The organism is Salmonella sp. 5800, assembly GCF_046558195.1.
GTDB classification, from domain to species: domain Bacteria; phylum Pseudomonadota; class Gammaproteobacteria; order Enterobacterales; family Enterobacteriaceae; genus Salmonella; species Salmonella enterica.
On the sequence record NZ_JBGDOX010000001.1, the window covers coordinates 266098 to 290157 of the forward strand.

The 24060-nt window shown below is 48.7% G+C and carries 20 protein-coding genes and 3 pseudogenes; 11 read left to right on the forward strand and 12 right to left on the reverse strand.

The features are described 5' to 3' along the window. Window positions 1-45: 45 nt before the first annotated feature. On the reverse strand, window positions 46-435 hold the full coding sequence (locus tag ACLJZ5_RS01340) for a RidA family protein (RefSeq protein WP_000194089.1): 390 nt from the start codon (window positions 433-435) through the stop codon (window positions 46-48). Between the two features lie 170 nt (window positions 436-605). Beyond that, window positions 606-707: pseudogene (locus tag ACLJZ5_RS01345) on the reverse strand (type II toxin-antitoxin system mRNA interferase toxin, RelE/StbE family); the annotation flags it as partial. Here ACLJZ5_RS01345 and ACLJZ5_RS01350 point away from each other — a divergent pair. Together ACLJZ5_RS01350 and ACLJZ5_RS01355 are read left to right on the forward strand one after the other, a co-directional pair. Then, window positions 704-943, forward strand: a pseudogene (locus tag ACLJZ5_RS01350) (DUF1493 family protein); the annotation flags it as partial. The pseudogenes ACLJZ5_RS01345 and ACLJZ5_RS01350 overlap by 4 nt on opposite strands. A 381-nt stretch (window positions 944-1324) precedes the next feature. Further along, window positions 1325-1447, forward strand: coding sequence for a hypothetical protein (locus ACLJZ5_RS01355; RefSeq protein ID WP_254888761.1), 123 nt, complete (start codon window positions 1325-1327; stop codon window positions 1445-1447). 364 nt (window positions 1448-1811) lie between these two features. Here the strand turns inward: ACLJZ5_RS01355 and ACLJZ5_RS01360 are convergent, their stop codons facing one another. After that, a complete protein-coding gene (locus ACLJZ5_RS01360; RefSeq protein ID WP_410958869.1) occupies window positions 1812-3278 on the reverse strand; it encodes a hypothetical protein in 1467 nt (488 codons plus the stop codon). Window positions 3279-3535: 257 nt separating this feature from the next. Here ACLJZ5_RS01360 and ACLJZ5_RS01365 point away from each other — a divergent pair, with 257 nt between their 5' ends. The 3 genes from ACLJZ5_RS01365 to ACLJZ5_RS01375 all read left to right on the forward strand — a co-directional run bounded on the left by ACLJZ5_RS01365 (window position 3536) and on the right by ACLJZ5_RS01375 (window position 7359). Next, a complete protein-coding gene (locus ACLJZ5_RS01365) occupies window positions 3536-4543 on the forward strand; it encodes a LacI family DNA-binding transcriptional regulator (protein WP_000201071.1) in 1008 nt (335 codons plus the stop codon). A gap of 143 nt (window positions 4544-4686) precedes the next feature. Then, window positions 4687-6138 carry a Na+/H+ antiporter NhaC gene (gene nhaC / locus ACLJZ5_RS01370; protein WP_001276632.1) on the forward strand — a complete coding sequence of 484 codons (1452 nt, stop codon included), beginning with the start codon at window positions 4687-4689 and terminating at the stop codon, window positions 6136-6138. A 12-nt stretch (window positions 6139-6150) separates the two neighbouring features. Beyond that, a complete protein-coding gene (locus ACLJZ5_RS01375) occupies window positions 6151-7359 on the forward strand; it encodes a MalY/PatB family protein (RefSeq protein WP_024797868.1) in 1209 nt (402 codons plus the stop codon). Between the two features lie 112 nt (window positions 7360-7471). Here ACLJZ5_RS01375 and glgX read toward each other — a convergent pair whose 3' ends face one another. The 6 genes and pseudogenes from glgX to ACLJZ5_RS01405 all read right to left on the reverse strand — a co-directional run. After that, on the reverse strand, window positions 7472-9547 hold the full coding sequence (glgX, locus tag ACLJZ5_RS01380) for a glycogen debranching protein GlgX (RefSeq protein WP_024797867.1): 2076 nt from the start codon (window positions 9545-9547) through the stop codon (window positions 7472-7474). A 56-nt stretch (window positions 9548-9603) separates the two neighbouring features. Continuing rightward, entirely contained in the window at window positions 9604-12132 is a 2529-nt protein-coding gene (treY, locus tag ACLJZ5_RS01385; protein ID WP_024797866.1) for a malto-oligosyltrehalose synthase, read from the reverse strand. After that, a complete protein-coding gene (gene treZ, locus ACLJZ5_RS01390) occupies window positions 12129-13913 on the reverse strand; it encodes a malto-oligosyltrehalose trehalohydrolase (protein ID WP_024797865.1) in 1785 nt (594 codons plus the stop codon). Before treZ ends, treY begins: the two co-directional genes overlap by 4 nt. 128 nt (window positions 13914-14041) lie before the next feature. Further along, window positions 14042-14827 (reverse strand): OBAP family protein, encoded by a 786-nt coding sequence (locus ACLJZ5_RS01395; protein ID WP_023218045.1) that lies wholly within the window; start codon window positions 14825-14827, stop codon window positions 14042-14044. 142 nt (window positions 14828-14969) lie between these two features. Beyond that, window positions 14970-15299 carry an acid-activated periplasmic chaperone HdeB gene (hdeB, locus tag ACLJZ5_RS01400; protein ID WP_001032161.1) on the reverse strand — a complete coding sequence of 110 codons (330 nt, stop codon included), beginning with the start codon at window positions 15297-15299 and terminating at the stop codon, window positions 14970-14972. Window positions 15300-15533: 234 nt separating this feature from the next. Further along, window positions 15534-15766 (reverse strand): annotated as a pseudogene (locus ACLJZ5_RS01405) (efflux RND transporter permease subunit); the annotation flags it as partial. Window positions 15767-16066: 300 nt separating this feature from the next. On the opposite strand from ACLJZ5_RS01405, the gene ACLJZ5_RS01410 reads away from it, so the two are divergent. Then, on the forward strand, window positions 16067-16702 hold the full coding sequence (locus ACLJZ5_RS01410) for a hypothetical protein (RefSeq protein ID WP_000778346.1): 636 nt from the start codon (window positions 16067-16069) through the stop codon (window positions 16700-16702). A gap of 134 nt (window positions 16703-16836) precedes the next feature. Beyond that, on the forward strand, window positions 16837-17748 hold the full coding sequence (gene hlyE / locus ACLJZ5_RS01415; RefSeq protein WP_024797864.1) for a hemolysin HlyE: 912 nt from the start codon (window positions 16837-16839) through the stop codon (window positions 17746-17748). Window positions 17749-17868: 120 nt separating this feature from the next. On the opposite strand, the gene ACLJZ5_RS01420 is transcribed toward hlyE, so the two are convergent. After that, on the reverse strand, window positions 17869-18300 hold the full coding sequence (locus ACLJZ5_RS01420; RefSeq protein WP_000152297.1) for an OsmC family protein: 432 nt from the start codon (window positions 18298-18300) through the stop codon (window positions 17869-17871). Between the two features lie 512 nt (window positions 18301-18812). On the opposite strand from ACLJZ5_RS01420, the gene bdm reads away from it, so the two are divergent. From bdm to adhP, 4 genes are all read left to right on the forward strand, one after another. Continuing rightward, window positions 18813-19028 (forward strand): biofilm-dependent modulation protein, encoded by a 216-nt coding sequence (gene bdm, locus ACLJZ5_RS01425; RefSeq protein WP_000495700.1) that lies wholly within the window; start codon window positions 18813-18815, stop codon window positions 19026-19028. Window positions 19029-19122: 94 nt separating this feature from the next. Then, window positions 19123-19266 (forward strand): stationary-phase-induced ribosome-associated protein, encoded by a 144-nt coding sequence (sra, locus tag ACLJZ5_RS01430; protein ID WP_000841559.1) that lies wholly within the window; start codon window positions 19123-19125, stop codon window positions 19264-19266. Between the two features lie 176 nt (window positions 19267-19442). Next, window positions 19443-21140, forward strand: coding sequence for an NAD-dependent malic enzyme (locus ACLJZ5_RS01435; protein ID WP_000450511.1), 1698 nt, complete (start codon window positions 19443-19445; stop codon window positions 21138-21140). 281 nt (window positions 21141-21421) lie between these two features. Continuing rightward, window positions 21422-22432, forward strand: a complete 1011-nt coding sequence (gene adhP, locus ACLJZ5_RS01440) for an alcohol dehydrogenase AdhP (protein WP_000642447.1) — start codon at window positions 21422-21424, stop codon at window positions 22430-22432. A 90-nt stretch (window positions 22433-22522) separates the two neighbouring features. Here the strand turns inward: adhP and fdnI are convergent, their stop codons facing one another. Continuing rightward, the gene (gene fdnI / locus ACLJZ5_RS01445; RefSeq protein WP_000045658.1) at window positions 22523-23179 is read right to left on the reverse strand and encodes a formate dehydrogenase-N subunit gamma; all 657 of its coding nucleotides are present in this window, start codon (window positions 23177-23179) and stop codon (window positions 22523-22525) included. After that, on the reverse strand, window positions 23172-24056 hold the full coding sequence (gene fdxH, locus ACLJZ5_RS01450) for a formate dehydrogenase subunit beta (protein WP_000061599.1): 885 nt from the start codon (window positions 24054-24056) through the stop codon (window positions 23172-23174). The genes fdnI and fdxH overlap by 8 nt, the downstream gene beginning before the upstream one ends. Window positions 24057-24060 lie beyond the last annotated feature (4 nt).

The window sequence follows — 24060 nt, forward strand, 5'->3', positions numbered from 1 at the left end:
AAAATAAAACCGGTACAATGCTACCGGTTTTACCGAGAATAAGCATCAGGGGATTCGGGCAATAACCTTTATTTCGAAATCAAAGCCAGCCAGCCAGGTAACGCCAACAGCGGTCCAGTTAGGATAAGGGGGATGGGCAAATATCTCCTGTTTCACCGCCATCACGTCGTTAAGTTGTTGCTCTGGATCGGTATGGAAGGTGGTGACATCCACTATGTCATCGAATGTGCATCCTGCTGCAGTCAGTGTTGCTTTCAGGTTTTCAAAAGCAAGCCTCACTTGTTTTTGAAAATCAGGCTCCGGCGTGCCGTCTGTATGACTGCCTACCTGGCCTGAAACAAACAGTAAATCACCAGAACGGATGGCTGCGGAATACCCATGTTCCTCATACAGAGAATGGCGGTCAGCAGGAAAAACCGCGATACGTTGCGTCATAATGTTATCCTCAGATAGCGTAAACACTCCGGGCGGGAATAAAATGAATGTCACATACACAACGTAGGCCATAGTTTCATATACGTGGCATATGTCAAGGTGCCGTCACATAAAAGAACTGAGCCTGTTTGTCGTATCGCTTGACGGGAAAGAGAGCATTTTCTGAGTGATTAGCTTCTGTGTCGTGTCATTTTGTAGACGGCATCATTTTCACGCTTTCCAACACCAATGACAGTTACCGTGATAATTTCATCTTCGACGCTGTACAACAGATTTGGATTCAGATCTACGGTTGGAAGATGATGAAGCACTGGCATTGATGGATGATTTTTTTACGACATTCAATGTAGATAAAGGGAATTTCTCGATCACAACATACTATCCGCCAGAACCACCGCTAAAGCATTTGCTTAATCCGTTTCGCAAAAACGATATTCCTCAGGCGCCGGAGTTCACGATAGGTATGCTCATTGCGTCTGCCAGGGCTGGTCGCTGGTTGTATGACTGATTCACGCTTGGGGGCTGCTTTCCGTTCTCCATCATCATGGTGCGCATAATGTATATTATGTTAAATTCATCAGAACATTTAAAAGACATGTTAAAGCGGCTGGATTCGTGTATGTCAAAAAACTTCTGGCCCATAAGTTTGATCCCTTCCCTGCCGTGACGCTGCGCGAATTCTGTTGATTTGCACCCGCTTATCCTGCACACGATTTCACGCAGCACACGCCACGCAGGCATAAAAAAACCGGCCACTGTGACCGGTTCGTCGCGCAGGTTTTTGGCTCAGTGGGTTTTACCCTGGTCCGCTGTTTTTTCTGACTGATGTTCTGCAGCTCTGACAACGGCTATAAACGCTTTGATACCCGGATCCACATCCGGCGACAACATGCGCATTGTTGATTTGGCATTCCTGCCGAACCTCGTCAAAAATCGCAGGATAAGCGAACGTGACTTTAATCAGCGTGCGCAGCATCCCTTTGGCGACTTCCATTTCACCCGCCAGAATTAATTCGTGTATCTCCTGGATAATCTGAACCCGCGGCCCGATGTCCTTTTCGATGTCATACGCGGCCATGTTTTTTACTCCTATAATCAGCACGATATTTTTCGACGGCACCCAAGTCGTTATGATACTGACAATACACTGGAAAATCTGACGGTCAAAGCAGCAACCGGGGAAAAACAGTGGCCAGTTAGCACAGCGTTTGCATGAACTGGTGGATAGTTCGGGGAATCAGCGGAAGACCCCCTATTCTCAACCATCTCCTCATAGGCTTTCCTGAACAATGTGATTGTTTGAGTAACTTTACGACAATTGCTTCAAAAACTATCAAATGCCAGACTTCCGCTACCAGACGGTATACACAGTATTACTATTTCTTTTTATATGCCCCATACAAAAGCGATACGGGTGTTTTTTCTAATATCTGGATTTCATTTTTATGTGCTTTATGTTCACTAAAAATATCTGCCAGACTTTTACCTCCAAAGGCCAGGCCAATTCCCGTTGCTGCTGCTGAAAGTAATGTCAATTGCGGCATGGCAAGTGAAGCTATACCTAACGTGGCTGTTCCTGCAAAAATTAATCCAGATGAGATCTTTTTTTTCTTTGAATTCTTAATGGCTGATTCATGCGACTTTCCATACTCTTCGACCACATTGATTAAATGTTTTGAAAAATTATCTGCCGCATCTTGCATTTGATCTGGTTTTTTTCCTTGCAAGTCATGCCTTGAAATTCTTAGTTCATGCCTTAAGGATTCCAGTTGACCTCTTTCTCTAATCTTTTTTAATTCCAGATCGGAAAGCGCAGTAAGGAATTTTACTTCCGCGGCTGAAAGGCCCATTGTAATCGCTTGCTCTTCAGAAGAAAGAGGATTTAATTTACCATAATCCTTGACTAACTGCTCCGTAGTCCATTCATGTAAAAACATATGGTTACTATAAATAACCGGATCAATGCCTAATAGTGTTGCCGATAATTGAGTTGATCGTTGTGCATAAATTGCACCTTCAACCTTACCCAGTAAGGTTGCTATAGCTGACGGCAGATCGTAATCCAGAAGATCTACCTCACTTGTTGTAAAACTCTTTAAATCTGTATCGTAAACCCAGACTTCTTTTTCGATGTTATTGAAATTATTAAGCAATGTTTTTAATAATTCTTTATTTGTTAGGATCTTCTGGAATGTTTCTTCATTTCTCCCAAAGTGCTCAAGAAACGCTAAATAAGTAGCGTAATCCATTTTTCTATCTTTAAAAAAGAGCTGGCTTAGAAAAGCGGCAGATTGTTCATGATTGCGTTCTTTATCAAAATCCAGTAATTCAGGAGCGATTAGAAAAATTGGATAATCATCATCAATAGTCATAAATGGGATGGCGCGAAATAGATTGGAAACATGTTCAAGTAATACCAACCTGCGCATGCGGACATAACTATTATATGGTGGCAATGACAAAAATGAATGCAGAGAGCTAAGAGAAGGAAAATGTAATGGATCAACCATTATGATGCTATCAAAATAAATTCTAAGAGATCTAAGATGATTAGATATTTTATAACCAAAGCGTTGAATCGGAAGTAATAATCGATAACTTTTAGACGCCCGCACTTCTGTTATAAGCGCCGCGGCGTGAGTATCCCAAAATTTATTTAGCAACACAATTAGGTTTGTAAGTTGATTATCTAGCTCGGGAGAGCTAATTAGCTCTTTCAGGATGAATCTACGTAATTCTTTTAGTTCTAAATTTCTGAATGCATATTTATATTTTTCAGAAAAAGCGTTTTCCATCAATAAAACATATTCATTCTGTATGCTTTTTGTAATACTACTCATCATCTATCTCCGAACCACCACGCAACGATTTCCCAGTGTAGTGGTTTTTATCATGTGTATATTGTTAGTCATGTTATCGTAGAAAATTCAGTGGTCAATAACTCATTGAGGTAGCTACTAAAATTTGCAGTTACCAGGATTTAGGATGATTTTAAAAATGTTTATAAATTCAGGCTGCGCTGCAGTGATTGCACTGATTTCCACGTAACATGATAATCAATGGCTTTGATACCCTTTAAACGAACAAATATGAGCTTAACATGGCGACAATAAAGGATGTTGCATCTTTGGCCGGTGTATCAACCGCGACTGTATCACGTGTCATTAACCAGACCGCGTGGGTTGAACCCGTCACGCGCGAACGTGTAGAGAAAGCCATGCGCGATCTCAATTATCGCCGGAATGCCGCCGCTATCGCGCTGGCGAAACGTAGCGGCGATATGCTCGGATTGTTAACCGGCAATCTGGCTGATCCTTTTTTTGCCCACCTTGCTCGCGGCGTAGAAGATGTTTCTCGTAAGCAGCAGTATCGCTTGATGGTATGTAGCGGCGGCCACGATGAAGAAATGGAAAAAGCGGGACTGGATTTTCTGGTTAATCAAGGCTGTGAGGCTATTGTTGTACACGCCAGCCGATTACCGGATAAAGAGCTGCTGCGCTACGCAGCCCACTTTCCAGCGCTGGTTGTTGTTAATCGTTATATCGCCGGTATGGCCAACCGGTGTATCTGGCTGGAAAATCGCAGCGCCGCCAGGGAAGCGACCCGATATCTCCTGGCGAACGGGCATCGGCGCATTGCCTGTGTGACATCTGACTTGCCAATTATTGATCGTCAGGAACGCCTTGATGGTTACCGTGAGGCGCTGGAAGAATATGGTATTTCTCCAGACCCTCGCTGGGTGATTAGCGTTCCGTTTAACGAAGAAGGCGGCGAGCGGGCCGCGCATCAACTTATTAATAGCGGGCTTCCCCTTACGGCAGCGGTCACGTTTAACGATGTGATGGCCGCTGGCATTATGCGTATTCTTCATCAACGCGGCGTTCAGCTTCCGCAACAGCTCTCTATTGTCGGCTTTGATGATGTGGTGCTGGCCCGGTATCTTTATCCGGCGTTAACAACAATGCATTATCCGGTCGAACAAATGGCGCGTTGTGCCGCGCAACTGGCGATACAGTTATACCAGGGCATTACGCCGCCGCCCAGCAGCAATCATTTCAATGCCGAACTGGTGATCCGCGATTCTGTCGCGCCCTATTTTTCACGATGAATGCGTCGTCAACAGTAAAAACTGTGATGACTATCAAATTAACCCTTCTCATGTAATCGGTTACATGGGCGAAAGTAATGGATCACAGTAGTGAGAAGCGTATCCCCCTACCCTTGAGCTACCTTACTGACCGGAGCTCCATTATGAGTGCATCACAAAACAAGAAGAAAACGCTGTCATTGGGTTTAGCGCTAATCCCAGTCATCTCCATGTTGTTATTGTTGATTATCGGTTACGGCATCATGGGGCTACGTATCGAACCGCTCCTTCTGTGCTCTGCGGCGGTAGCGGCAGGCATTGCATGGTGGCAAGGATACTGTTGGGAAGACATCATCAACTCAGTGGTGGATAAGCTGGCTAAAGCAATGCCGGTTATCATGATCCTGATCTGCGTGGGCGGTTTGATTGGCACCTGGATGTTTAGTGGCACCATTCCCTACATGGTGTACTGGGGGCTAAAACTCATAAGCCCGGAATATATTTTGATTGCTGCCTTCTTTTTAACCAGCGTGGTCTCCGTCTGTACCGGTACATCGTGGGGGTCCGCCGGGACGGTTGGCGTTGCGTTAATGGGGGTTGCCGCCGGGCTGGACGTGTCTCTTGCAGCAGCAGCTGGCGCCGTCGTTTCTGGCGCTTATTTCGGCGACAAAATCTCACCGTTGTCCGACTCGACTAACTTTGCCGCGATTGTCGCAGACACTACTCTGTTTGAGCATATTCAGCATTTACTTTGGACGACCCTGCCAAGTTTCCTGCTTGCCGCCGTGGTTTATCTTATCGCCGGACACAGTAATATGCTGGGCGAGGTGGCCACGCCGCAGCGCGTTACGGACATCATCCACTCGCTGGAGTCGCTATACCATTTTAATATTGTTCTTATTTTGCCGCCGGTGATCGTACTGTGGGGCGCAATTCGCAAGAAGCCTGTCATCCCATTAATGTTAAGCGCCTGCGTACTTGCCTTGTTCCTCGGCGTCATCATGCAGGGACTGAGCATCAAACAGGGACTGGACGCTTTCATTGATGGATTTGATATCGCCATGTTCCCGCAAGGCGCAGAAGGTGTCGTGGCCGATGTTCCGCGCCTGCTAAACCGGGGCGGAATGTTCTCGATGATGGGAACAATACTGTTAGTTTTCTGCGCTTTTTCATTTGCCGGAGCGCTAACGTTAACCGGCGCGTTAACGATCATCATTAACCGACTGCTGACCATTATTCATAGCGTTGGTCAACTCATTGCCGCCACTATCGGCACCACAATTTTGGTCACAGGAGCGACCAGCGACGGTAAACTGGCATTGTTAGTTCCCGCCGAACTGTTTAAAGATGCCTATCGTCGTATGGGGCTGGATACTAAAAACCTTTCACGGACGATAGAAGATGCCGGTACCGTTATCGAACCTCTCCTGCCGTGGACCTCGGCTGGCGTCTACATGGCGACCACGCTGGGCGTTAGCACGCTTGATCTTCTGCCCTGGGCTATCCAGTGCTATGCGGCGATCTTCTTCGCATTAATTTATGGTTTTAGCGGAATTGGTATTGCCAGAACTGCCTCCGCTTCAGAAAAGTCGCCGCAAACGTCAGTGACGAAATAATAAGGAAACAAGATGGATTTTAACCAGATTATCAATCGCAACAATACTGGTTCGGTAAAGTGGGATTTTATTGAGCGTCACTTTGGCGATGGCGCAGGGAAACTGCTGCCGATGTGGGTTTCTGATTTCGATTTTGCCTGCCCGCCTGAGGTTCAGGCGGCATTGCATCAGCGAATCGAGCACGGCGTATTTGGCTATAGTGAACGTGATGAGGCCTATTTTAACGCCCTGCTTCACTGGTTTTCATCACGCCACCAGCTCACGTTAAAACAGGAATGGGTATGCAGCGTGGAAGGCGTCGTACCAGGGTTGGCGCTCTTAGTGCAAATGTTGACGCATCCAGGCGACGGCGTAGTGGTACAGGGGCCATACTATGGCTCCTTCGCCAAAATAATCACGCTTAATGGTAGAAAACTGCTGGAGAATCCCCTTAGCGAGTCGCCGGACGATGGCTACCAGATGGATTTTTGCCAACTGGAAAGGCTGTTTTGCCATGAGCGCCCTCCGCTGATGATTTTGTGTAATCCACATAATCCAACCGGGCGTTGCTGGTCGGCCAACGAGCTGGAGCAACTGCTTTTATTATGTGAAGCTTATGATGTCACTCTCATCTCGGATGAAATATGGGCCGATCTATTGCTGCCCGGCGAAACCTTTACCTCGGTACTGCATTTAGGGGAGCACTGGCATAAACGGGTCATTTCCGCCACTGCGGCCAGCAAAACGTTTGGCTTATCGTCGTTGCGAATTTCTAATTTTCTCATTCCCGATCCTACGCTTCGCCAGCGTTTCCTGTCTCGTCTGGACGCTCATGGGCTGGACGTCTTTAACGCCCTCTCCGTTCAGGCGGCGACTACCGCATGGAATGAAAGCAGACAGTGGCTGGATTCGCTACTGGATTACCTGGCGGAAAACCGTCGCTGGTTTGTTGAACAGGCGACAGAGCATCTTCCCTGGGCAAGAATTGTCCCGGCGCAGGGAACCTATTTATTATGGATGGATTGTAAAAAACTGGGACTGGATGACGAACAGCTAAAATGGGTAATGGCGGATGTCGCGGGTATTGCTCCTTCAATGGGCAGCAGCTTTGGCCCGGCGGGCAGCGGATTTATCCGTTTAAATCTGGGATGTCCACGTACCTACCTTGAAATGGCAATAGACGGCCTGAAGCGAATATCGGTGAAGACAATCAAAGGAATACCAATACCAACAGGCGGATGAATTTTTCGGGCGGTAAACTGACACCGGTGTTATTTCTGCGGCATGATATCGCCTGAGCGCCAGTAAAAAACCGGCCATCAAGGCCGGTTGGGTCCGGAGCGCGGTTTTACTATCAGGGGCGTCTGAATAACACGATACTGCGCCCGGCCAGATCGAAATCCATTTCTTCGGTAATCCGCATTCCCTGCTGCGCGTTATCGGCAGTCGTCAGTTCAAGTACCCAGCCGCCTTCTCCCCACATCGGAATACGGAACGGTACGCTGCCTTCAAACGGATTGAAAAGCAGTAAGGCGTCATGCCAGATCCCCGCTTCCGGCTGTAGATCGGGTCGACTAATGCATACGCCTATCGTCGATCCCTCATCCCATTGTTCGGATTGCTGCGCCCCTCCGCCGGCGTTAAACCAGCGGATCTCCAGACCCTCACGCCAGCTCTCCCGGCGCAGCAACGGTTGCGTGGCGCGCAGTTGAATCAGATGGCGGGTAAACTCCCGTAGCGCATTGGCGGTTTCCGGCAAATTATCCCAGTGGACCCACGATATTTCACTGTCCTGACAGTAGCCATTGTTATTGCCCATCTGACTGCGGCCAAACTCATCGCCCGCTAATAACATCGGCGTACCGTGCGAGAAAAGCAAGGTGGTCAGGAAATTACGTTTCTGTTGCTCGCGTATCGCATTGATACCCTCGTCGTCGGTTGGCCCTTCTGCGCCATAGTTACAGGAGCGGTTATCATTATGCCCGTCATTATTATCTTCGCCATTGGCTTCATTATGCTTGTCGTTATAAGACACCAGATCGTTCAGTGTGAAGCCATCATGGGCAGTAATAAAGTTAACGCTTGACCAGGGGCGACGGCCGCGCAAATCGTAGAGATCGCCGGAACCCAGCAGGCGTGCGGCGAAATCATTTGTGACGTTGTCACCTTTCCAGTATTCGCGCACCGTATCGCGGTATTTATCATTCCATTCGCCCCACCCTGGTGGAAAACCGCCAACCTGATAGCCACCCGGTCCGATATCCCAAGGTTCGCCAATCAGTTTCAGTTTTGCCAGTACCGGGTCTTGCGTTACCGCATCAAAAAAGCCGCCTCTCTGATCAAAGCCTTCCGGCTCACGACCAAGAATGGTGCCCAAATCAAAACGAAAGCCGTCGACATGCATTGACTCCGCCCAATAGCGAAGCGAATCCATCACCATTTGCAGTACCCGTGGATGAGAGGTATTGACGGTATTACCTGTCCCTGTATCGTTAATGTAATAGCGATGCTGATCGGGCATGGTGCGATAGTAAGAGAAGTTATCGATACCTTTAAATGACAGCGTGGGGCCAAGCTCATTCCCTTCTGCCGTATGGTTATAGACCACGTCCAGTATCACTTCGACGCCGGCATCATGGAAAGCGCGCACCATATCGCGGAATCCCTGAATACCTTTTGGACCATAGTAGCGCGTCGCCGGCGCAAAAAAGCCCAGCGAGTTGTATCCCCAGAAATTTTTCAGTCCTTTATCGAGCAGATGCTGATCGTCCGGGAACCAGTGAACGGGTAAAAGCTCGACGGAGGTAATACCCAGACTTTTAATGTAATCCACGCTGGCTTTATGCCCCATGCCCTCAAACGTACCGCGTAGAGGCTCAGGGATCGCGGAATTAAGCTGGGTAAAGCCTTTTACATGCGTTTCATAAATAATGGCGTTCGACCACGGTATGGAAGGCCGTTGTCTATCCTCCCAATTCGCCTCAGCCGGATCAATCACCCGGCATTTAGGCGTAAATGGCGCGCTATCCTGGTCATCAAAGGTCAAATCTTTATCGTCATGAAGTAATTGATACGCGAAATGCGCATCGTTCCACTGAATATCGCCCACCAGCTCACGGGCATAAGGGTCAATAAGCAGCTTATTGGGGTTAAAACGATGACCATTTTCCGGGTCATAAGGACCGTAAACGCGGTACCCATACAGCGCGCCGGGCTGCAACTTCGGGACATAGCCGTGCCATATTTCGTCGGTATATTCCGGTAACTCCAGACGAGCGATTTCATGCTCCCCGCTCGGATCGTAAAGACAAAGCTCGACGCGTTCCGCATGGGCTGAAAAAATAGCGAAATTCACACCTTCGCCGTCATAATTTGCGCCAAGCGTATGGTTGTATCCTGATCTGATTTCAAAAGCCCTGTTTGTTGTCATTCTCTTTCTCCACCCACGGTAAACGTTGTCTTGTCACGGCACATCAACACATAAACTCAGTCGCTCATTAAAACCAGTACGCCGCCCTGATGTGAGGCCAACGACAGGTGTTCACCAGGCATTAACCTCTCCTGGGTAAGCACATTGCGATAACGATGCTGATTAAGCTGTCCGGGTATAATAATGTCGGTTCCTGCCCAGAAACCGCTATGCGATTGTGACAATAAGCCGTCACATTCGGCGAACACCAGTCGGGGCGCAACAACAATCAGCGCATCATCATGATTGACTCTGGCGTAAGCGATGACCTTGTCGGCACGCTGACCAACAGCCCGCAGCGGTATATAGTCGCCAAAACGGAAGAGCTCATGATTCTGCTGACGCAAACGCAGTAATGCAGCGGTGACATACTGATTCACCTGCCCGTTCAGCCAACTCTCTTCGCGCGAGAAAACTCCCGGCGTTAGTTGGTCTAACTGCTGCGCCAGCGTGGCGAAATCCGGTTCGCGGCGGTTGTCGGGATCGACAAGACTAAAATTTAACGCCTCGCTCCCCTGATAGATATCAGGTACCCCCGGCGCGGTTAATTTGATAACGGTCTGCGTCAGGCTGTTAACCAGCCCTGCGCGGATGAAGGGTTGCAAGGAACGATAAAAATCCTGCAAAAATGTCTGATTATCCGGCGCCAGTAAATAACGGGCGTAATCAAGCATTGCCGTTTCGTAAGCCTCATTACTGTCCACCCAATCGGTACGTAGCTTCGCTTCGCGTAGCGCTTTCTCCACAAAGGCTTCAAAGCGTATTTTCAGCGCGTTTAAACCTTTTTCGTCCTGTGGTTGTAGCATCGGGGGCCAGACGCCGGTCAGCGCCTGATATAACATCCACGTATCCGCCGATTTTGGCGCAGTGCCATCATTCAAAAATTTGACATGGGTCTGGTTCATCTGCCGCCAGCGGGCAAGGCATTCGCTCCACTGTTCCGGCGCTTCGGTAAGCGTATACAGCCGTGCTCGCGCATCCTCGCCTCGCTTGGTATCGTGGGTCGACGTACCGGATAACGCGTCAGGCTGTCGCGCCTGTCGGGTTTTCATCTCATGGTGAAAGCGTTCAATGGAGAAGTGATGCGTGACGGGCTCGGCGCCGACTTCATTTAACGCCAGTCCCATGTTTTGACGAAAGAAAAGCGTATCCTCTACCGATTTCGCCATCAGCGGACCGGTGAGTTGTTGGAACCGAACGCGAAACTGTGTCGCCTCCTCCAGGCTGGAGGTGGGAACATCGCCGGTAAGAAGGCGGCTCAGAAATGTAAGCGCTTCTGGCTGCGGAGGGTTTTCAAGCGTCTTTACCCGTTCCACAATACGATGTAACAGGCAAATATCGGTCGGCGGTAGCCCTTCTGCCGTGCCGTAAGTGCGATATACGGGAAAGGCAATTAATAACTCGCGTAACGCCTGCCGAACGACGCTCTCTTCCTGTGCGATCTGTAGCTCGCTGGCAATCGACAGCGCAAGCGCGAGCAGCCGGGTAAATTCCCCCTCGAAATTGCGATCGACCATCAGCAATTTAGCTGCCCGTAATTCCGCCCGCATATCCACTGGCGCGCCTTTAACGGTCTCGTAAGCCTGGCGCAGATTGTCTATCTGCTCATCGTCAACCAGCACCTCCGCCAGCGAGGCGATAAATTCATAGCCTGTGGTGCCGGAAACCGGCCAGTCATCAGGAAGTTGCTCGCCTTTAGCGAGAATTTTTTCCACGGTGATATAGCACGCCGGCCCCACTTCCTGACGTAAACGCGCAAGATAGGCTTTCGGATCGGCAAGGCCGTCGATATGATCGATACGTAAACCGTCAACCGCCCCCGTTCTGACCAGCTCCAGAATCAGCCGATGTGTATCGTCGAAGACGGTTTTATCTTCCACCCGCATTCCTACCAGCCCTGTGACCTCAAAGAAACGCCGATATGAAAGCGAGCGAGCAGCATCGCGCCAGGACATTAATTTCCACGGCTGGCGCTCATGCAAATCAGCAATAGCGGCTTTATCGGTAAGCGCCAGTATTTCGGCCTCGCGCCCCTGCCATGTCGCCGGCGCAAGCGGATAATAGTTATCATAATAGGCGAACGCGGGTTTACCCGTAGCGGGATCGGGCTTGATCGCAATTTCTCCGTTTTCCAGCACGGCGTCAAACGTGTCGCCTAAAAAAGGCAGCGTCAGTCGGCGCGACCAGTCAATATCGAAATGGCGCGCGTAACGGCTCTCCTTGCCATATTCAAGCACGTCGCGCCACCAGGCGTTTTCCAGCGAACTGGCCATGTGATTAGGCACAATATCGATGATCAATCCCAGACCTTGCGCTTTAAGTTCAGCCACCAGTCTTTCAAATCCTTCGCGCCCGCCAATAGAAGGCTCAATCTCATTCGCATCGGTGACATCATAACCATGCGTTGACGCTTTGGTGGCGGTAAAGATGGGTGAGGCATAAAGATGGCTGATACCCAGATTTTTAAGGTAAGGCACCAGCGCCGCAGCGCGATCGAAGGTCATGCCATTGCGAAACTGAAGGCGATACGTTGCAGTTGGGATCATGATGCAGACTCTCCCTGGGCTAAGCGGACAATAAGAGAATGTTGGGAAAGCGACCCGGTGGATTCATTCGGCCAGGCGAAGAGAGTCTTACCCGGTAAATCGGGCAGTAATACCGTCGTGGCGCTAATATTCAGCGCCAGTGACAGTGTTCCTCCCGGAAAACGCCAGCTAACGGCAATAAACCCGGGCGCGGTTTGCAATACCGTTCCTGAGCTCTCACGGGCAGCGGACAACAGCGGCACGATATGCTTCTGGCGCAAAAGCAGTAGTTCGCGGGTAAACGCCAGCCACGCTTTACCCTCTTCACTGTGCTGTTGCTTCCAGTTAAGTTTTGAGCGTTGAAAGGTCTCTGGCGCATTCGGGTCCGGAACATTTTCCCCTGCATGATCGGCAAACTCTTTTGCGCGACCTTCACGAACGGCGCGGGCTAAATCCCCATGGAAATCGGTAAAAAAAAGAAAAGGACGGCTTTCGCCATACTCTTCGCCCATAAAAAGTAGCGGAATATGCGGTGAAAGCAGCAACGTGGCGACCAATACTTTTGTTCGTTCAGCACCCGCCAGGGTTATCAGTCTGTCGCCCTGGGCGCGGTTACCGACCTGATCGTGATTCTGAATAAAATCCACAAAGGCGACCGGGGGTTGTCCGGTACTTTTTACGCCGCGAGGTTCGCCGGTTTGTGGTGAAATTTCTCCCTGATAAGCGAATCCTTCGGCCAGCGCTCTTGCGAGGTGTTTTTCCGGGGCATCAGCAAAATCGTTGTAGTAGGCCTGGGTCTCTCCGGTCGCAAAAACGTGGACGGCATTATGAAAATCGTCATTCCATTCGGCGGTAAACAGCGGCGCATTGCCATCCTGATCACGGGGATGCAGAGAAATAATATTGCGGCTATCTTCGGTAGTCAGATGAATGGGTCTGTCGGTAATGTCTTCCCGAATACGTTGTGCGATTTCAACCAGCACATGCCTGGTGCTACTGTCTTCAATCTGATCGATAGCGTCAAAGCGTAAGCCGTCGAGATGGTATTCTGTCAGCCAGTATAACGGCGCCTCGATGATATAGCGCCGCACGGCGTCGACATCATAGGCGATACCATTTCCCCACGGCGTCATGCGCTCTTTGTGGAAAAACGCCGGCGCCAATAGCGGTAAATAATTTCCCTCCGGGCCGAAATGGTTCAGCACAATATCCAGGACGACGGAAAGACCATACCCATGCGCGGCGTCAATAAACGCTTTGAAATCATCCGGCGTCCCATAGGCAGAATGCGGCGCGTAAAGCAGTACGCCATCATAACCCCAGCCGCGCTCGCCGCCAAATTGCGCAACGGGCATCACTTCAATAACGGTAACGCCGAGTTCAGCGAGATAAGGCAGCTTCGCTATTGCGGCGCGGAAGGTGCCTTCCGGAGTGAACGTACCTGTATGCATCTCGTACACCACGGCCTGCTCCCAACGGCTACCTTTCCACCCGGTGTTGCGCCACGCGTAGCTGCCTGGATCAACCACATATGACGGACCGTTGACGTCAGTTTTTTGGGCGCGGGAAGCCGGATCGGGGACCACCATGCCATCGCTGAGTACAAAGTTATACTCCGTACCTGGCGTCACCCCGGAGACGTCCAGCGTAAACCAGCCGTCACCGCTCGCCTGCATTTCCTGGTCTTTACCCGCAAGCCTGAGCATAACCTTTTGCTGACCGGTGGCCCAAAGACGAAAGCGGACAACATCAGCGGCGATATATTCAGCCCCCCAGCTTTTGCAAAAAATTTTTGAACTCATTTGTCGCTCCGTTTAACCCATAACCTCTACAGCATCCGAAGAACAAGCATAGACTATGGGGCTAATCTTTACGTGACACTGTCACTTAACAGGCATTCTTTTTCATATCTGCGTGTAAAACCGTGGAATTATTGTCGGGATTGCTCAGATGTACCGAAGTGCGCGGTATCGCCTCGCCCGTGTTCGCCAGAGCCCTGAACACGCTGTAGCTGGATAACCTCCCCCTGCTCCCAGGCGTTAGCCCCCTTGATAACGGGATGCTCAGGCAGATCCTGCCGCTCGCGTTTAATGGCTTGGGTATCAATTCCCAGACGGCGATCCCGATCGGCCAGCAGCGCGGGGTCAAGCTGCCCGTCGCCAGTAAAGCCCATCATCAGCGCAGGGATACCCATTGGCAGGGTTTTATCCCGGTCGGTATGCCAGGTGTGCCAGGTCTTGCCATAGGTATTAACAATCTTACTCATCAACGCCTTATCAGCGACCTGCGGTAAGCCAGGCGCCACCAGGCTACCGGATTTCACCTCGTACTGGTGGCTGTGCCACAGTTTTTTCTCCTCGGGAGGAAGCGTTTTAAATAAACGTTCGCTGATAATGTACTCCACCCCCATCAGGCGCGCGTTTTTCGTATTGCCGTCGTAAATCACCGCCTGCATGACATCTTCGTTCAGGACGGTAACGTAATGGTGCGCTTCCATCTGTCCGTTTTTATCACCGCTATAAAAATGGAACCCGTCAAGGTAGGTACTGATGGCATCGACAGGTGGTCTGGATTGAATAGCCGCCGCGCCTGTTTCCAGGGTACGTAATTTGGCAGAGGTTTTTTCCCCGGGAATAGGCGTTTGCGGCGGCGTATTATTGGCGCCACATCCGGCCAGAAAAGGAATGATAAAGAGTGCCAGCGGTAAAATTTTCATTAGGTCTCCATATAGTGAAAGGGCTCTAATGAAAATAGTGCAATACCACGTGATTGGTAGAAGAAATGGAAGATGTTATTTGTGACGGCGTCACAAATAGTAAAACCCGACACACAGGCCGGGTTTTGATATCAGTTTACTCTTATTTTGAGAGTTCTTTCTTGATTTCGTCTTTTATTTTGCTTAATTCACTCTGCGGGTTTTTCTTACAAAGCTCAACGGCTAGCGGCACTGCTGTCGTCTCAGTTTCCTGGAAATCAACGTAGTCCCCGCCTTTAAAATCTTCATCTTCATTCAGCACCCAGAAAGCGACTGGCGCCATCGTCTGCGGATTGAGGTCAACAAACTCCTGGCAGCTCATACCTTTGGGCGTAACGTTTGTTTTAGTAGTATCTGTTGCCGCATTCACGCTAACACTGGTTACCAGCGCTGCCACGATAATACCTGCTGTAGCAAGGGAGAATTTATTCATTGTTGTTGCTCCAATAATTATATAAATAACCTCTACATCTGCGCGTTAACCCGTTAATGTAGAACGCAGAAAATAATACCCCTCCTCTCTCAGGAATAAAGATCACCCTCCGTGATATGGCTATTATTGATATTTACGTTGACTGATTTTGATGTTTGATGAATAAAGCAACATGGCGAGCAGATTTTAGGGCGAAAAAGTAGACCACGACAATAGCAAATGACGAGGTATGCGCTACGTTGAGCTGATGAAAGAGAACTTCGCTCTGACATGCTGTCGCAATCGCGCCAGCCAGACACAAATGGTGGGCAGAACAAACATCGTAAACAGATTGCCTGTCAGCATTCCGGAGGCAACCACCAGCCCTGGCCAAAACGGCTTGCGGCGTTTACGCCGCTGGCGAACCCTATCAGGACTAAACCAAACACTATTGCCCCGGTAGTCATCAACACCGGGCGCAATCGGATCTACAATACAATTTCATAGCATTTACAGATAGTCGGACAATTTCAGGTTTCCGTAATCATAAAAAACACCTTTCGTACACAAACTGTATACTTCCAGTAGATTTATTGTTATTTAGCACTATAACTGCAAGCAGTTGAATCCAAAGGGTAATAATTCAGGCATTATTGGAAGGGTAATTTACATTATTAAGATAAATAAATGCTTATCGGTGAAGTGAGCGACGTTTAAGTTTTGTTGCAACCACGGCTTTATACTTTTTACGAGTGCTATTTTTTTTGGCTAATTAAAAGGTAAAGTTAATGAAACTATCCGTAACATTGGCGTTTTTCGGTTACATGATGGCATCCAGTTTAGCACAAGCTAGCGATATCAATATGTGGCGTGAACCCAAACCTGTTGTGAAAGAGGGTAAATATTACAGCTTAATCATGGATCGTGGCGAGTTGCAGAAAGCAGTAAAAAGCAGCAATAACAACTATCTCTTTTCCGAAAAAGGTGCAGGAGTGAAACCGCTGGTATTGATCGGCTCTCCGGTAGAGATTAGCGAATTTATGTTGCAAAATAAAACTCGCAGTATTGAAAACCACATTAAAGGTCTACCTGACATTTATATGGGAGTGACAAAATATAAACCCAAACAACGTTTTACCGGCTTATTTCCGCTGCAAGATATATTGACTCAAACTGTTGATCAGGTATCGAAATTTGTGCCCGGTACCGATATCACCGATGCGGTGGGAATCCCCGCCGACCTAAAAGCATTACAACAAGCTATTTTGGCTATGAAGCCAAAAGATAAAACCAGCAACAATATACTGTACGTCAAATTTAGCTACTTACCGGAAGATGGGATGGTGAAAGTAGGAAGCAAAACAGTTTCTTTTGGTCGTATTCTGGAGAAAATGCAGCAGAGTAATCGTACCCTGCGTAGATAAGCAGGCAGTTGGCAGTATTTCCAGCTTCTGGAATGTTAACTTAAGCTACAAAATCTGTCTGGAGGTAATAGGTAGAAATAAGTTATAAAACAATAGCTTAATTGCAATTTATATATTTAAAGAGGCAAATGATTATGACCGGAATATTTGCAGAACAAACTGTAGAGGTAGTTAAAAGCGCGATCGAAACCGCAGATGGGGCATTAGATCTTTATAACAAATACCTCGACCAGGTCATCCCCTGGAAGACCTTTGATGAAACCATAAAAGAGTTAAGCCGTTTTAAACAGGAGTACTCGCAGGCAGCTTCTGTTTTAGTTGGTGATATTAAAGTTTTGCTTATGGACAGCCAGGACAAGTATTTTGAAGCGACACAAACTGTTTATGAATGGTGTGGTGTCGTGACGCAATTACTCTCAGCGTATATTTTACTATTTGATGAATATAATGAGAAAAAAGCATCAGCCCAGAAAGATATTCTCATCAGGATATTAGATGATGGCGTCAATAAACTGAATGAAGCGCAAAAATCTCTCCTGGCAAGTTCACAAAGTTTCAACAACGCTTCCGGAAAACTGCTGGCATTAGATAGCCAGTTAACTAATGATTTCTCGGAAAAAAGTAGTTATTTCCAGTCACAGGTGGATAGAATTCGTAAGGAAGCTTATGCCGGTGCTGCAGCAGGCATAGTCGCCGGTCCGTTTGGATTAATTATTTCCTATTCTATTGCTGCGGGCGTGATTGAAGGGAAATTGATTCCAGAATTGAATGACAGGCTAAAAGCAGTGCAAAATTTCTTTACTAGCTTATCAGCCACAGTGAAACAAGCGAATAAAGATATCGATGCGGCAAAATTGAAATTAGCCACTGAAATAGCAGCAATTGGGGAGATAAAAACGGAAACCGAAACAACCAGATTCTACGTTGATTATGATGATTTAATGCTTTCTTTACTAAAAGGAGCTGCAAAGAAAATGATTAACACCTGTAATGAATACCAACAAAGGCACGGTAAGAAGACGCTTCTCGAGGTTCCTGACGTCTGATACATTTTCATTCGCTCTGTTTACTTTTAACGCCCGATAGCGTGAAGAAAATGAGAGACGGAGAAAAAGCGATATTCAACAGCCCGATAAACAAGAGTCGTTACCGGGCTGGCGAGGTTATCAGGCGTTAAGCTGGTAGTCGAGGGTGATTTCCGCATTCAGAACCTGCGATACCGGGCACCCGGCTTTTGCTTTCTGGATGATTTGATCGAAAGTTGAAGCATCAATATCTGCTACCGCAACTTTGCTTTGTAGCGCAATTTTGGTAATGGCGAAGCCCGCCTCCACCTTATCAAGCGATACGTCGGCGGTTGTGTCAATGGATGTCGGCGTAAATCCAGCCTCTCCCAGCATGAGTGATAGCGCCATGGAGAAACAGGCCGCATGTGCGGCGCCAATTAGCTCTTCCGGGTTGGTTCCCTGCGCGCCTTCGAACCGGGTATTGAATCCATACGGTTGTTGATTAAGCACGCCGCTTTCTGTTGATACAGTACCTTTACCTCGTTTGATGTCGCCTTCCCAGTGTGCCTGACCTTTCTTATGGATTGTCATTTTTGCTCTCCTGTTGGCTCAAAAAATAAAGTATAGACCATGCTGCTAATCTGCGTTGTCCATGCCGATGGAGGTAGCATGTTGTCGATTACCCGCACTTCAGATATAGAAAATAGTTGTTATGCTTTTTCAGTGATGAATATTAAACCAACAGGCCTCCCTTTCTTTAAAGAATATATCCTTCTTTTTATCCTTACTTTTTCTTCCGGAGGCGTATTCCATTATGTATATTTTCATTCAAATTAAGATTTGTCTTATCTCATTGTAATAAAGGATAAAAATCGCAATAAGTAGCCTTTTAAATGTATATTAATTGACCGCTATTTGTATGAGGATATGTAATTGGCAAACGTAATATATTTTCTTCTGGGGTAAACAATTAGAGTTCCGCCTTGCGTTAAAATAACTCCAGGACTAATCTTAACCACAGCCGCAAAAATATTTGCCATGCTGAATACGAATTAATTTTCTGCGAGCCGTACTAAATAAATACATGTTCACGGAGGCATTATATGTTTACTTATCACTCAGCAAATACCTCAGCAGCACAACCGGCCCTGGTCAACGCGATTGAACAAGGATTACGCGCGGAGTTAGGCGTTGTCACTGAAGATGATATTTTAATGGAGCTGACCAAATGGGTTGAGGCTTCCGACAATGACATCCTCAGTGACATCTACCAGCAGACCATCAACTATGTGGTAAGCGGGCAGCACCCTACTCTGTAAAACCTGCTATGCTGTATCGGCAACCTTAGGGGTTACGTTTCTTTCGCGTAAGCGAATTTGTCCTTAAAACTAGCAACAGGATTGAGGAGTTAACATGAAATCGAACCGTCAGGCTCGTCATATACTTGGACTGGATTACAGAATTTCCAACCAGCGTAAGGTTGTTACTGAAGGCGACACCAGCAGCGTGGTGAATAACCCAACCGGCAGAAAGCGCCGCGCCGATAGCCAAAAGTAATCGTACAGTCCTGAAATGACGTTAAACACCATTGCATCTGCAATGGTGTTTTTGTTTATAGGAATGACCTTAACGTCTCACAATGCTTTATACTCAGGGTCGGTTCCCTGGTGGAAGGCAATATATGATGATAAACGACGATGCCAGGGACAGTTATTCGAAAAAGAGTGAGTAACATGGAAACTACAACCAAGAAAGCACGTTCCCTTTATATCCCTTACGCTGGCCCTGTATTGCTGGAATTCCCCCTGTTAAACAAAGGCAGCGCTTTTAGCGTAGAAGAGCGCCGCAACTTCAATTTGTCAGGGCTCCTGCCGGAGGTCGTCGAGTCGATTGAAGAACAGGCCGAACGCGCCTGGCTCCAGTATCAGGGGTTTAAAACAGAAATCGATAAGCATATTTACCTGCGTAACATCCAGGATACCAACGAAACGCTCTTTTATCGACTGGTGCAAAACCATCTTGAAGAGATGATGCCGGTTATCTATACCCCGACCGTGGGCGCGGCCTGTGAGCGCTTCTCTGAGATTTATCGCCGGGCGCGCGGCGTATTTATCTCTTATCCGAACCGTCACAATATGGACGACATTTTGCAGAATGTGCCTAACCACAACATTAAAGTTATTGTGGTGACGGATGGCGAACGGATTCTGGGGCTTGGCGATCAGGGCATCGGCGGGATGGGGATCCCTATCGGTAAGCTGTCATTATACACCGCCTGCGGCGGCATTAGTCCGGCCTATACCCTTCCCGTTGTGCTGGATGTCGGCACCAACAATCAACAGTTACTCAACGATCCGCTTTACATGGGCTGGCGTCATCCGCGCATTACCGACGATGAGTATTATGCGTTTGTCGATGAGTTTATTCAGGCCGTTAAGCAGCGCTGGCCAGATATCCTGCTACAGTTCGAAGATTTCGCGCAGAAAAACGCAATGCCGCTGTTGACGCGCTATCGTGATGAGATTTGCTCCTTTAACGATGATATTCAGGGCACCGCAGCCGTGACCGTCGGTACGTTGATCGCCGCCAGCCGCGCTGCCGGCAGTCAGCTTAGCGAGCAGAAAATCGTTTTCCTCGGCGCGGGTTCCGCCGGATGTGGGATTGCTGAACAAATCATCGCGCAGACTCAGCGTGAAGGTTTAAGCGAAGATGCCGCCCGACAGAACGTTTTTATGGTCGATCGCTTCGGCCTGTTGACGGACCGGATGCCTAATTTATTGCCGTTCCAGGCAAAACTGGTGCAGAAATGCGACAATCTCCAGCACTGGGATACCGAAAATGACGTGCTGTCGCTGCTGGATGTGGTGCGTAACGTGAAGCCGGATATTCTGATCGGGGTTTCCGGCCAGACCGGGCTCTTTACTGAAGAGATCATCCGCGAGATGCATAAGCATTGCCCTCGCCCGATCGTCATGCCGCTCTCTAATCCCACCTCTCGCGTGGAGGCCACGCCACAGGACATTATCGCCTGGACGGAAGGCAACGCGCTGGTGGCAACCGGCAGCCCATTCTCGCCGGTCATCTGGAAAGATAAGGTTTATCCGATCGCACAATGTAATAACGCCTATATTTTCCCCGGCATCGGTCTGGGGGTTATCGCTTCCGGCGCATCGCGCATTACTGATGAAATGCTGATGTCAGCCAGTGAGACGCTGGCGAAACATTCTCCGCTGGTCAATAACGGCGAAGGATTAGTGTTGCCAGCGCTTAAAGACATCCAGGTCGTGTCGCGCGCTATCGCTTTTGCCGTAGGTAAAATGGCGCAGCAACAAGGTGTAGCGGTGAAAACCTCTGCGGAAGCGCTGCAACAGGCGATTGACGATAACTTCTGGAAACCGGAATACCGCGACTACCGTCGGACTTCCATTTAATACGTACCCGGCGGTGAATGCCGCCGGATATCACTTTCTTCTTTAGTTTTGGCGAGTCTGTCGACACATCTGAATTCCTTTCCCTGCTTATTTGTCAAGCTACTAATATTAGCCACCTTTATGTATTGAACGGGGATTTATCAGGATAATCCTGGCTAAACTATTACATTGTATTTCTGCCGCCTTGCATAACTCATCAGAAATATTAATCCTAAAGAGGTAATAGCACCTTACCTGCTATTACCTGCTATGCAGTTCACTATTAATAAAAGGAGAAGGTTATGAAAGCTGCTGTTGTCACACAAGATCATCAGGTTGATGTTACTGAGAAAACGCTGCGTCCCCTTCGCCACGGTGAAGCTTTGCTAAAAATGGAGTGCTGCGGCGTATGCCATACCGATCTACACGTGAAAAACGGAGATTTCGGTGACAAAACCGGCGTCATTCTGGGACACGAAGGCATTGGCGTCGTGGCGGAAGTCGGTCCCGGTGTCACCTCGCTGAAACCCGGCGATCGCGCGAGTGTCGCGTGGTTTTATGAAGGATGCGGACACTGTGAGTATTGCAATACGGGCAATGAAACCTTATGCCGCAACGTGAAAAATGCCGGTTACACGGTAGATGGCGGCATGGCCGAAGAGTGTATTGTCGTCGCGGATTATGCGGTGAAAGTACCGGAAGGTCTGGACTCTGCGGCGGCAAGTAGTATTACCTGCGCGGGCGTTACCACGTATAAAGCGGTGAAGATTTCTCATATTAAACCTGGCCAGTGGATTGCCATCTACGGTCTGGGCGGTCTGGGTAATCTGGCCTTGCAGTACGCGAAAAACGTTTTCAATGCGAAAGTGATCGCCATTGATGTCAATGATGGACAACTGAAACTGGCCGAGGAAATGGGCGCAGATCTGACCATTAATTCACGTACGGAAGATGCGGCTAAAATTGTGCAGGAAAAAACCGGTGGCGCGCACGCAGCGGTGGTTACCGCGGTCGCTAAGGCGGCGTTTAATTCCGCAGTAGATGCCGTTCGCGCCGGAGGTCGCGTGGTGGCAGTCGGGCTGCCGCCAGAAGCCATGAACCTTGATATCCCTCGCCTGGTGCTGGATGGCATTCAGGTTGTCGGTTCGTTGGTGGGGACACGCCAGGATCTGACCGAAGCCTTCCAGTTCGCGGCGGAAGGAAAAGTCGTGCCAAAAGTCGCTTTACGTCCGCTTGAAGATATCAATGTTATTTTTAAAGAGATGGAACAAGGGCAAATTCGTGGCCGTATGGTCATCGATTTCCGTCGTTAAACGATTTGCTGTGGTCGTCTGAGTATACAGACAGCAGATGAAAACAAGGCGCTACGAGGATAGCGCCTTGTTTATCAGATCGCGAAAGAATTACTGAATACCTTTTTCGCTCTCTTTTTTTGCTTCCGCCTTCTCGATTTCACGATACCAGCGTGGGTGATGTTTCTTCGCCCAGCGACGGCTGACCTTCCCTTCGATCATGCCTTTAATCGAGCCTTTCACCCAAAACGCCATATACATATGGATGAGGATCGCGTGCATTAAAATAATGCCCGCCGCCGCATGAATTAACAGGCTATAACGCACCACCTGCATGGGGAAATACTGCGCGAAATACGGACGCCAGATAATCACGCCAGTCACCAGCAGCACAAAAATCATGCTCATAATGGACCAGAACATCATCTTCTGTCCGGCATTGTATTTGCCGACATCCGCCACCTTATGCTCATTGCCTTTCAATACTTCGACAATATTTTTCAGCCACGGAATGTCTTTTTTATCCGGGATGTTGTGGTGGACGAAACGCACGAACATAAACATCAGCGCGATGAAGATGGCAATACCGAAGAACGGGTGCAAAATACGTCCCATCTGCGGCGTGCCGAAGGTTTGCGTCAGCCATTGTAGCGTCGGGAAGAAAAACGAAATCCCCGACAGCGCTACCAGGAAGAAGCAGATCACCACCGTCCAGTGACAGGCGCGGTCGACAAATTTCGTGCGCACAATCATTTTCGACTTACTCATGATGATCCTCCTCATCGTCGTCCGTTTCTTTATTCGGGCCAATACCGATGTAGTGGTAAATCAGACCGGCGAAAGTGGCGATAAAGCCCGCTGCGGCCAGCGGTTTTAGCGCCCCTTTCCACAGATTGATTGAGGTATCGATCTGCGGATCTTTCGGCAAGCCGTGGTACAACTCCGGCTGATTGGCATGGTGCAGCACATACATGACGTGCGTACCGCCAACGCCCTGCGGGTTGTAGATACCGGCATGTTCAAAGCCGCGCGCTTTTAACTTCTCCACGCGTTGCTCACCCAGTTCCAGCATCTCTTTTTTGGTGCCGAAATGAATAGCCCCGGTCGGACAAGTTTTGACGCAGGCCGGTTCCTGGCCCACGCTGACGCGATCGACGCAGAGCGTACATTTATAAACGCGGTTGTCCTCTTTGTTGAGGCGCGGAATATTAAACGGACACCCGGCGATACAGTAACCACAGCCGATACAGTGTTCAGATTGAAAATCAACAATCCCGTTCGCGTACTGGATGATAGCCCCGGCAGATGGACAGGCTTTAAGACAGCCTGGATCTTCACAGTGCATACAACCATCTTTACGAATCAGCCACTCCAGCTTGCCGTTCTGCTCGGTTTCGGTAAAGCGCATCACCGTCCAGGACTTGGCGCTGAGATCGGCAGGGTTATCGTACACCCCGACACAATGACCAACGTTATCGCGAATATCGTTCCATTCAGAACAGGCTACCTGGCAGGCTTTACAGCCGACACAGGAGGAGACGTCGATCAGTTTCGCGACTTCGGCTTTGTAATCACGCGCCTGCGGAGGCGGCGTGATGGCGTTTGTTGCGGACCGTTTAATAATGTCCTGCGTTTCCATAGACATATGT

Coding starts and splice junctions, on each gene's coding strand:
- ACLJZ5_RS01340 (WP_000194089.1), bottom strand. CDS start 435: ATGACGCAACGTATCGCGGTTTTTCCTGCTGACCGCCATTCTCTGTAT.
- ACLJZ5_RS01355 (WP_254888761.1), top strand. CDS start 1,325: ATGCGCATTGTTGATTTGGCATTCCTGCCGAACCTCGTCAAAAATCGC.
- ACLJZ5_RS01360 (WP_410958869.1), bottom strand. CDS start 3,278: ATGATGAGTAGTATTACAAAAAGCATACAGAATGAATATGTTTTATTG.
- ACLJZ5_RS01365 (WP_000201071.1), top strand. CDS start 3,536: ATGGCGACAATAAAGGATGTTGCATCTTTGGCCGGTGTATCAACCGCG.
- nhaC (WP_001276632.1), top strand. CDS start 4,687: ATGAGTGCATCACAAAACAAGAAGAAAACGCTGTCATTGGGTTTAGCG.
- ACLJZ5_RS01375 (WP_024797868.1), top strand. CDS start 6,151: ATGGATTTTAACCAGATTATCAATCGCAACAATACTGGTTCGGTAAAG.
- glgX (WP_024797867.1), bottom strand. CDS start 9,547: ATGACAACAAACAGGGCTTTTGAAATCAGATCAGGATACAACCATACG.
- treY (WP_024797866.1), bottom strand. CDS start 12,132: ATGATCCCAACTGCAACGTATCGCCTTCAGTTTCGCAATGGCATGACC.
- treZ (WP_024797865.1), bottom strand. CDS start 13,913: ATGAGTTCAAAAATTTTTTGCAAAAGCTGGGGGGCTGAATATATCGCC.
- ACLJZ5_RS01395 (WP_023218045.1), bottom strand. CDS start 14,827: ATGAAAATTTTACCGCTGGCACTCTTTATCATTCCTTTTCTGGCCGGA.
- hdeB (WP_001032161.1), bottom strand. CDS start 15,299: ATGAATAAATTCTCCCTTGCTACAGCAGGTATTATCGTGGCAGCGCTG.
- ACLJZ5_RS01410 (WP_000778346.1), top strand. CDS start 16,067: ATGAAACTATCCGTAACATTGGCGTTTTTCGGTTACATGATGGCATCC.
- hlyE (WP_024797864.1), top strand. CDS start 16,837: ATGACCGGAATATTTGCAGAACAAACTGTAGAGGTAGTTAAAAGCGCG.
- ACLJZ5_RS01420 (WP_000152297.1), bottom strand. CDS start 18,300: ATGACAATCCATAAGAAAGGTCAGGCACACTGGGAAGGCGACATCAAA.
- bdm (WP_000495700.1), top strand. CDS start 18,813: ATGTTTACTTATCACTCAGCAAATACCTCAGCAGCACAACCGGCCCTG.
- sra (WP_000841559.1), top strand. CDS start 19,123: ATGAAATCGAACCGTCAGGCTCGTCATATACTTGGACTGGATTACAGA.
- ACLJZ5_RS01435 (WP_000450511.1), top strand. CDS start 19,443: ATGGAAACTACAACCAAGAAAGCACGTTCCCTTTATATCCCTTACGCT.
- adhP (WP_000642447.1), top strand. CDS start 21,422: ATGAAAGCTGCTGTTGTCACACAAGATCATCAGGTTGATGTTACTGAG.
- fdnI (WP_000045658.1), bottom strand. CDS start 23,179: ATGAGTAAGTCGAAAATGATTGTGCGCACGAAATTTGTCGACCGCGCC.
- fdxH (WP_000061599.1), bottom strand. CDS start 24,056: ATGTCTATGGAAACGCAGGACATTATTAAACGGTCCGCAACAAACGCC.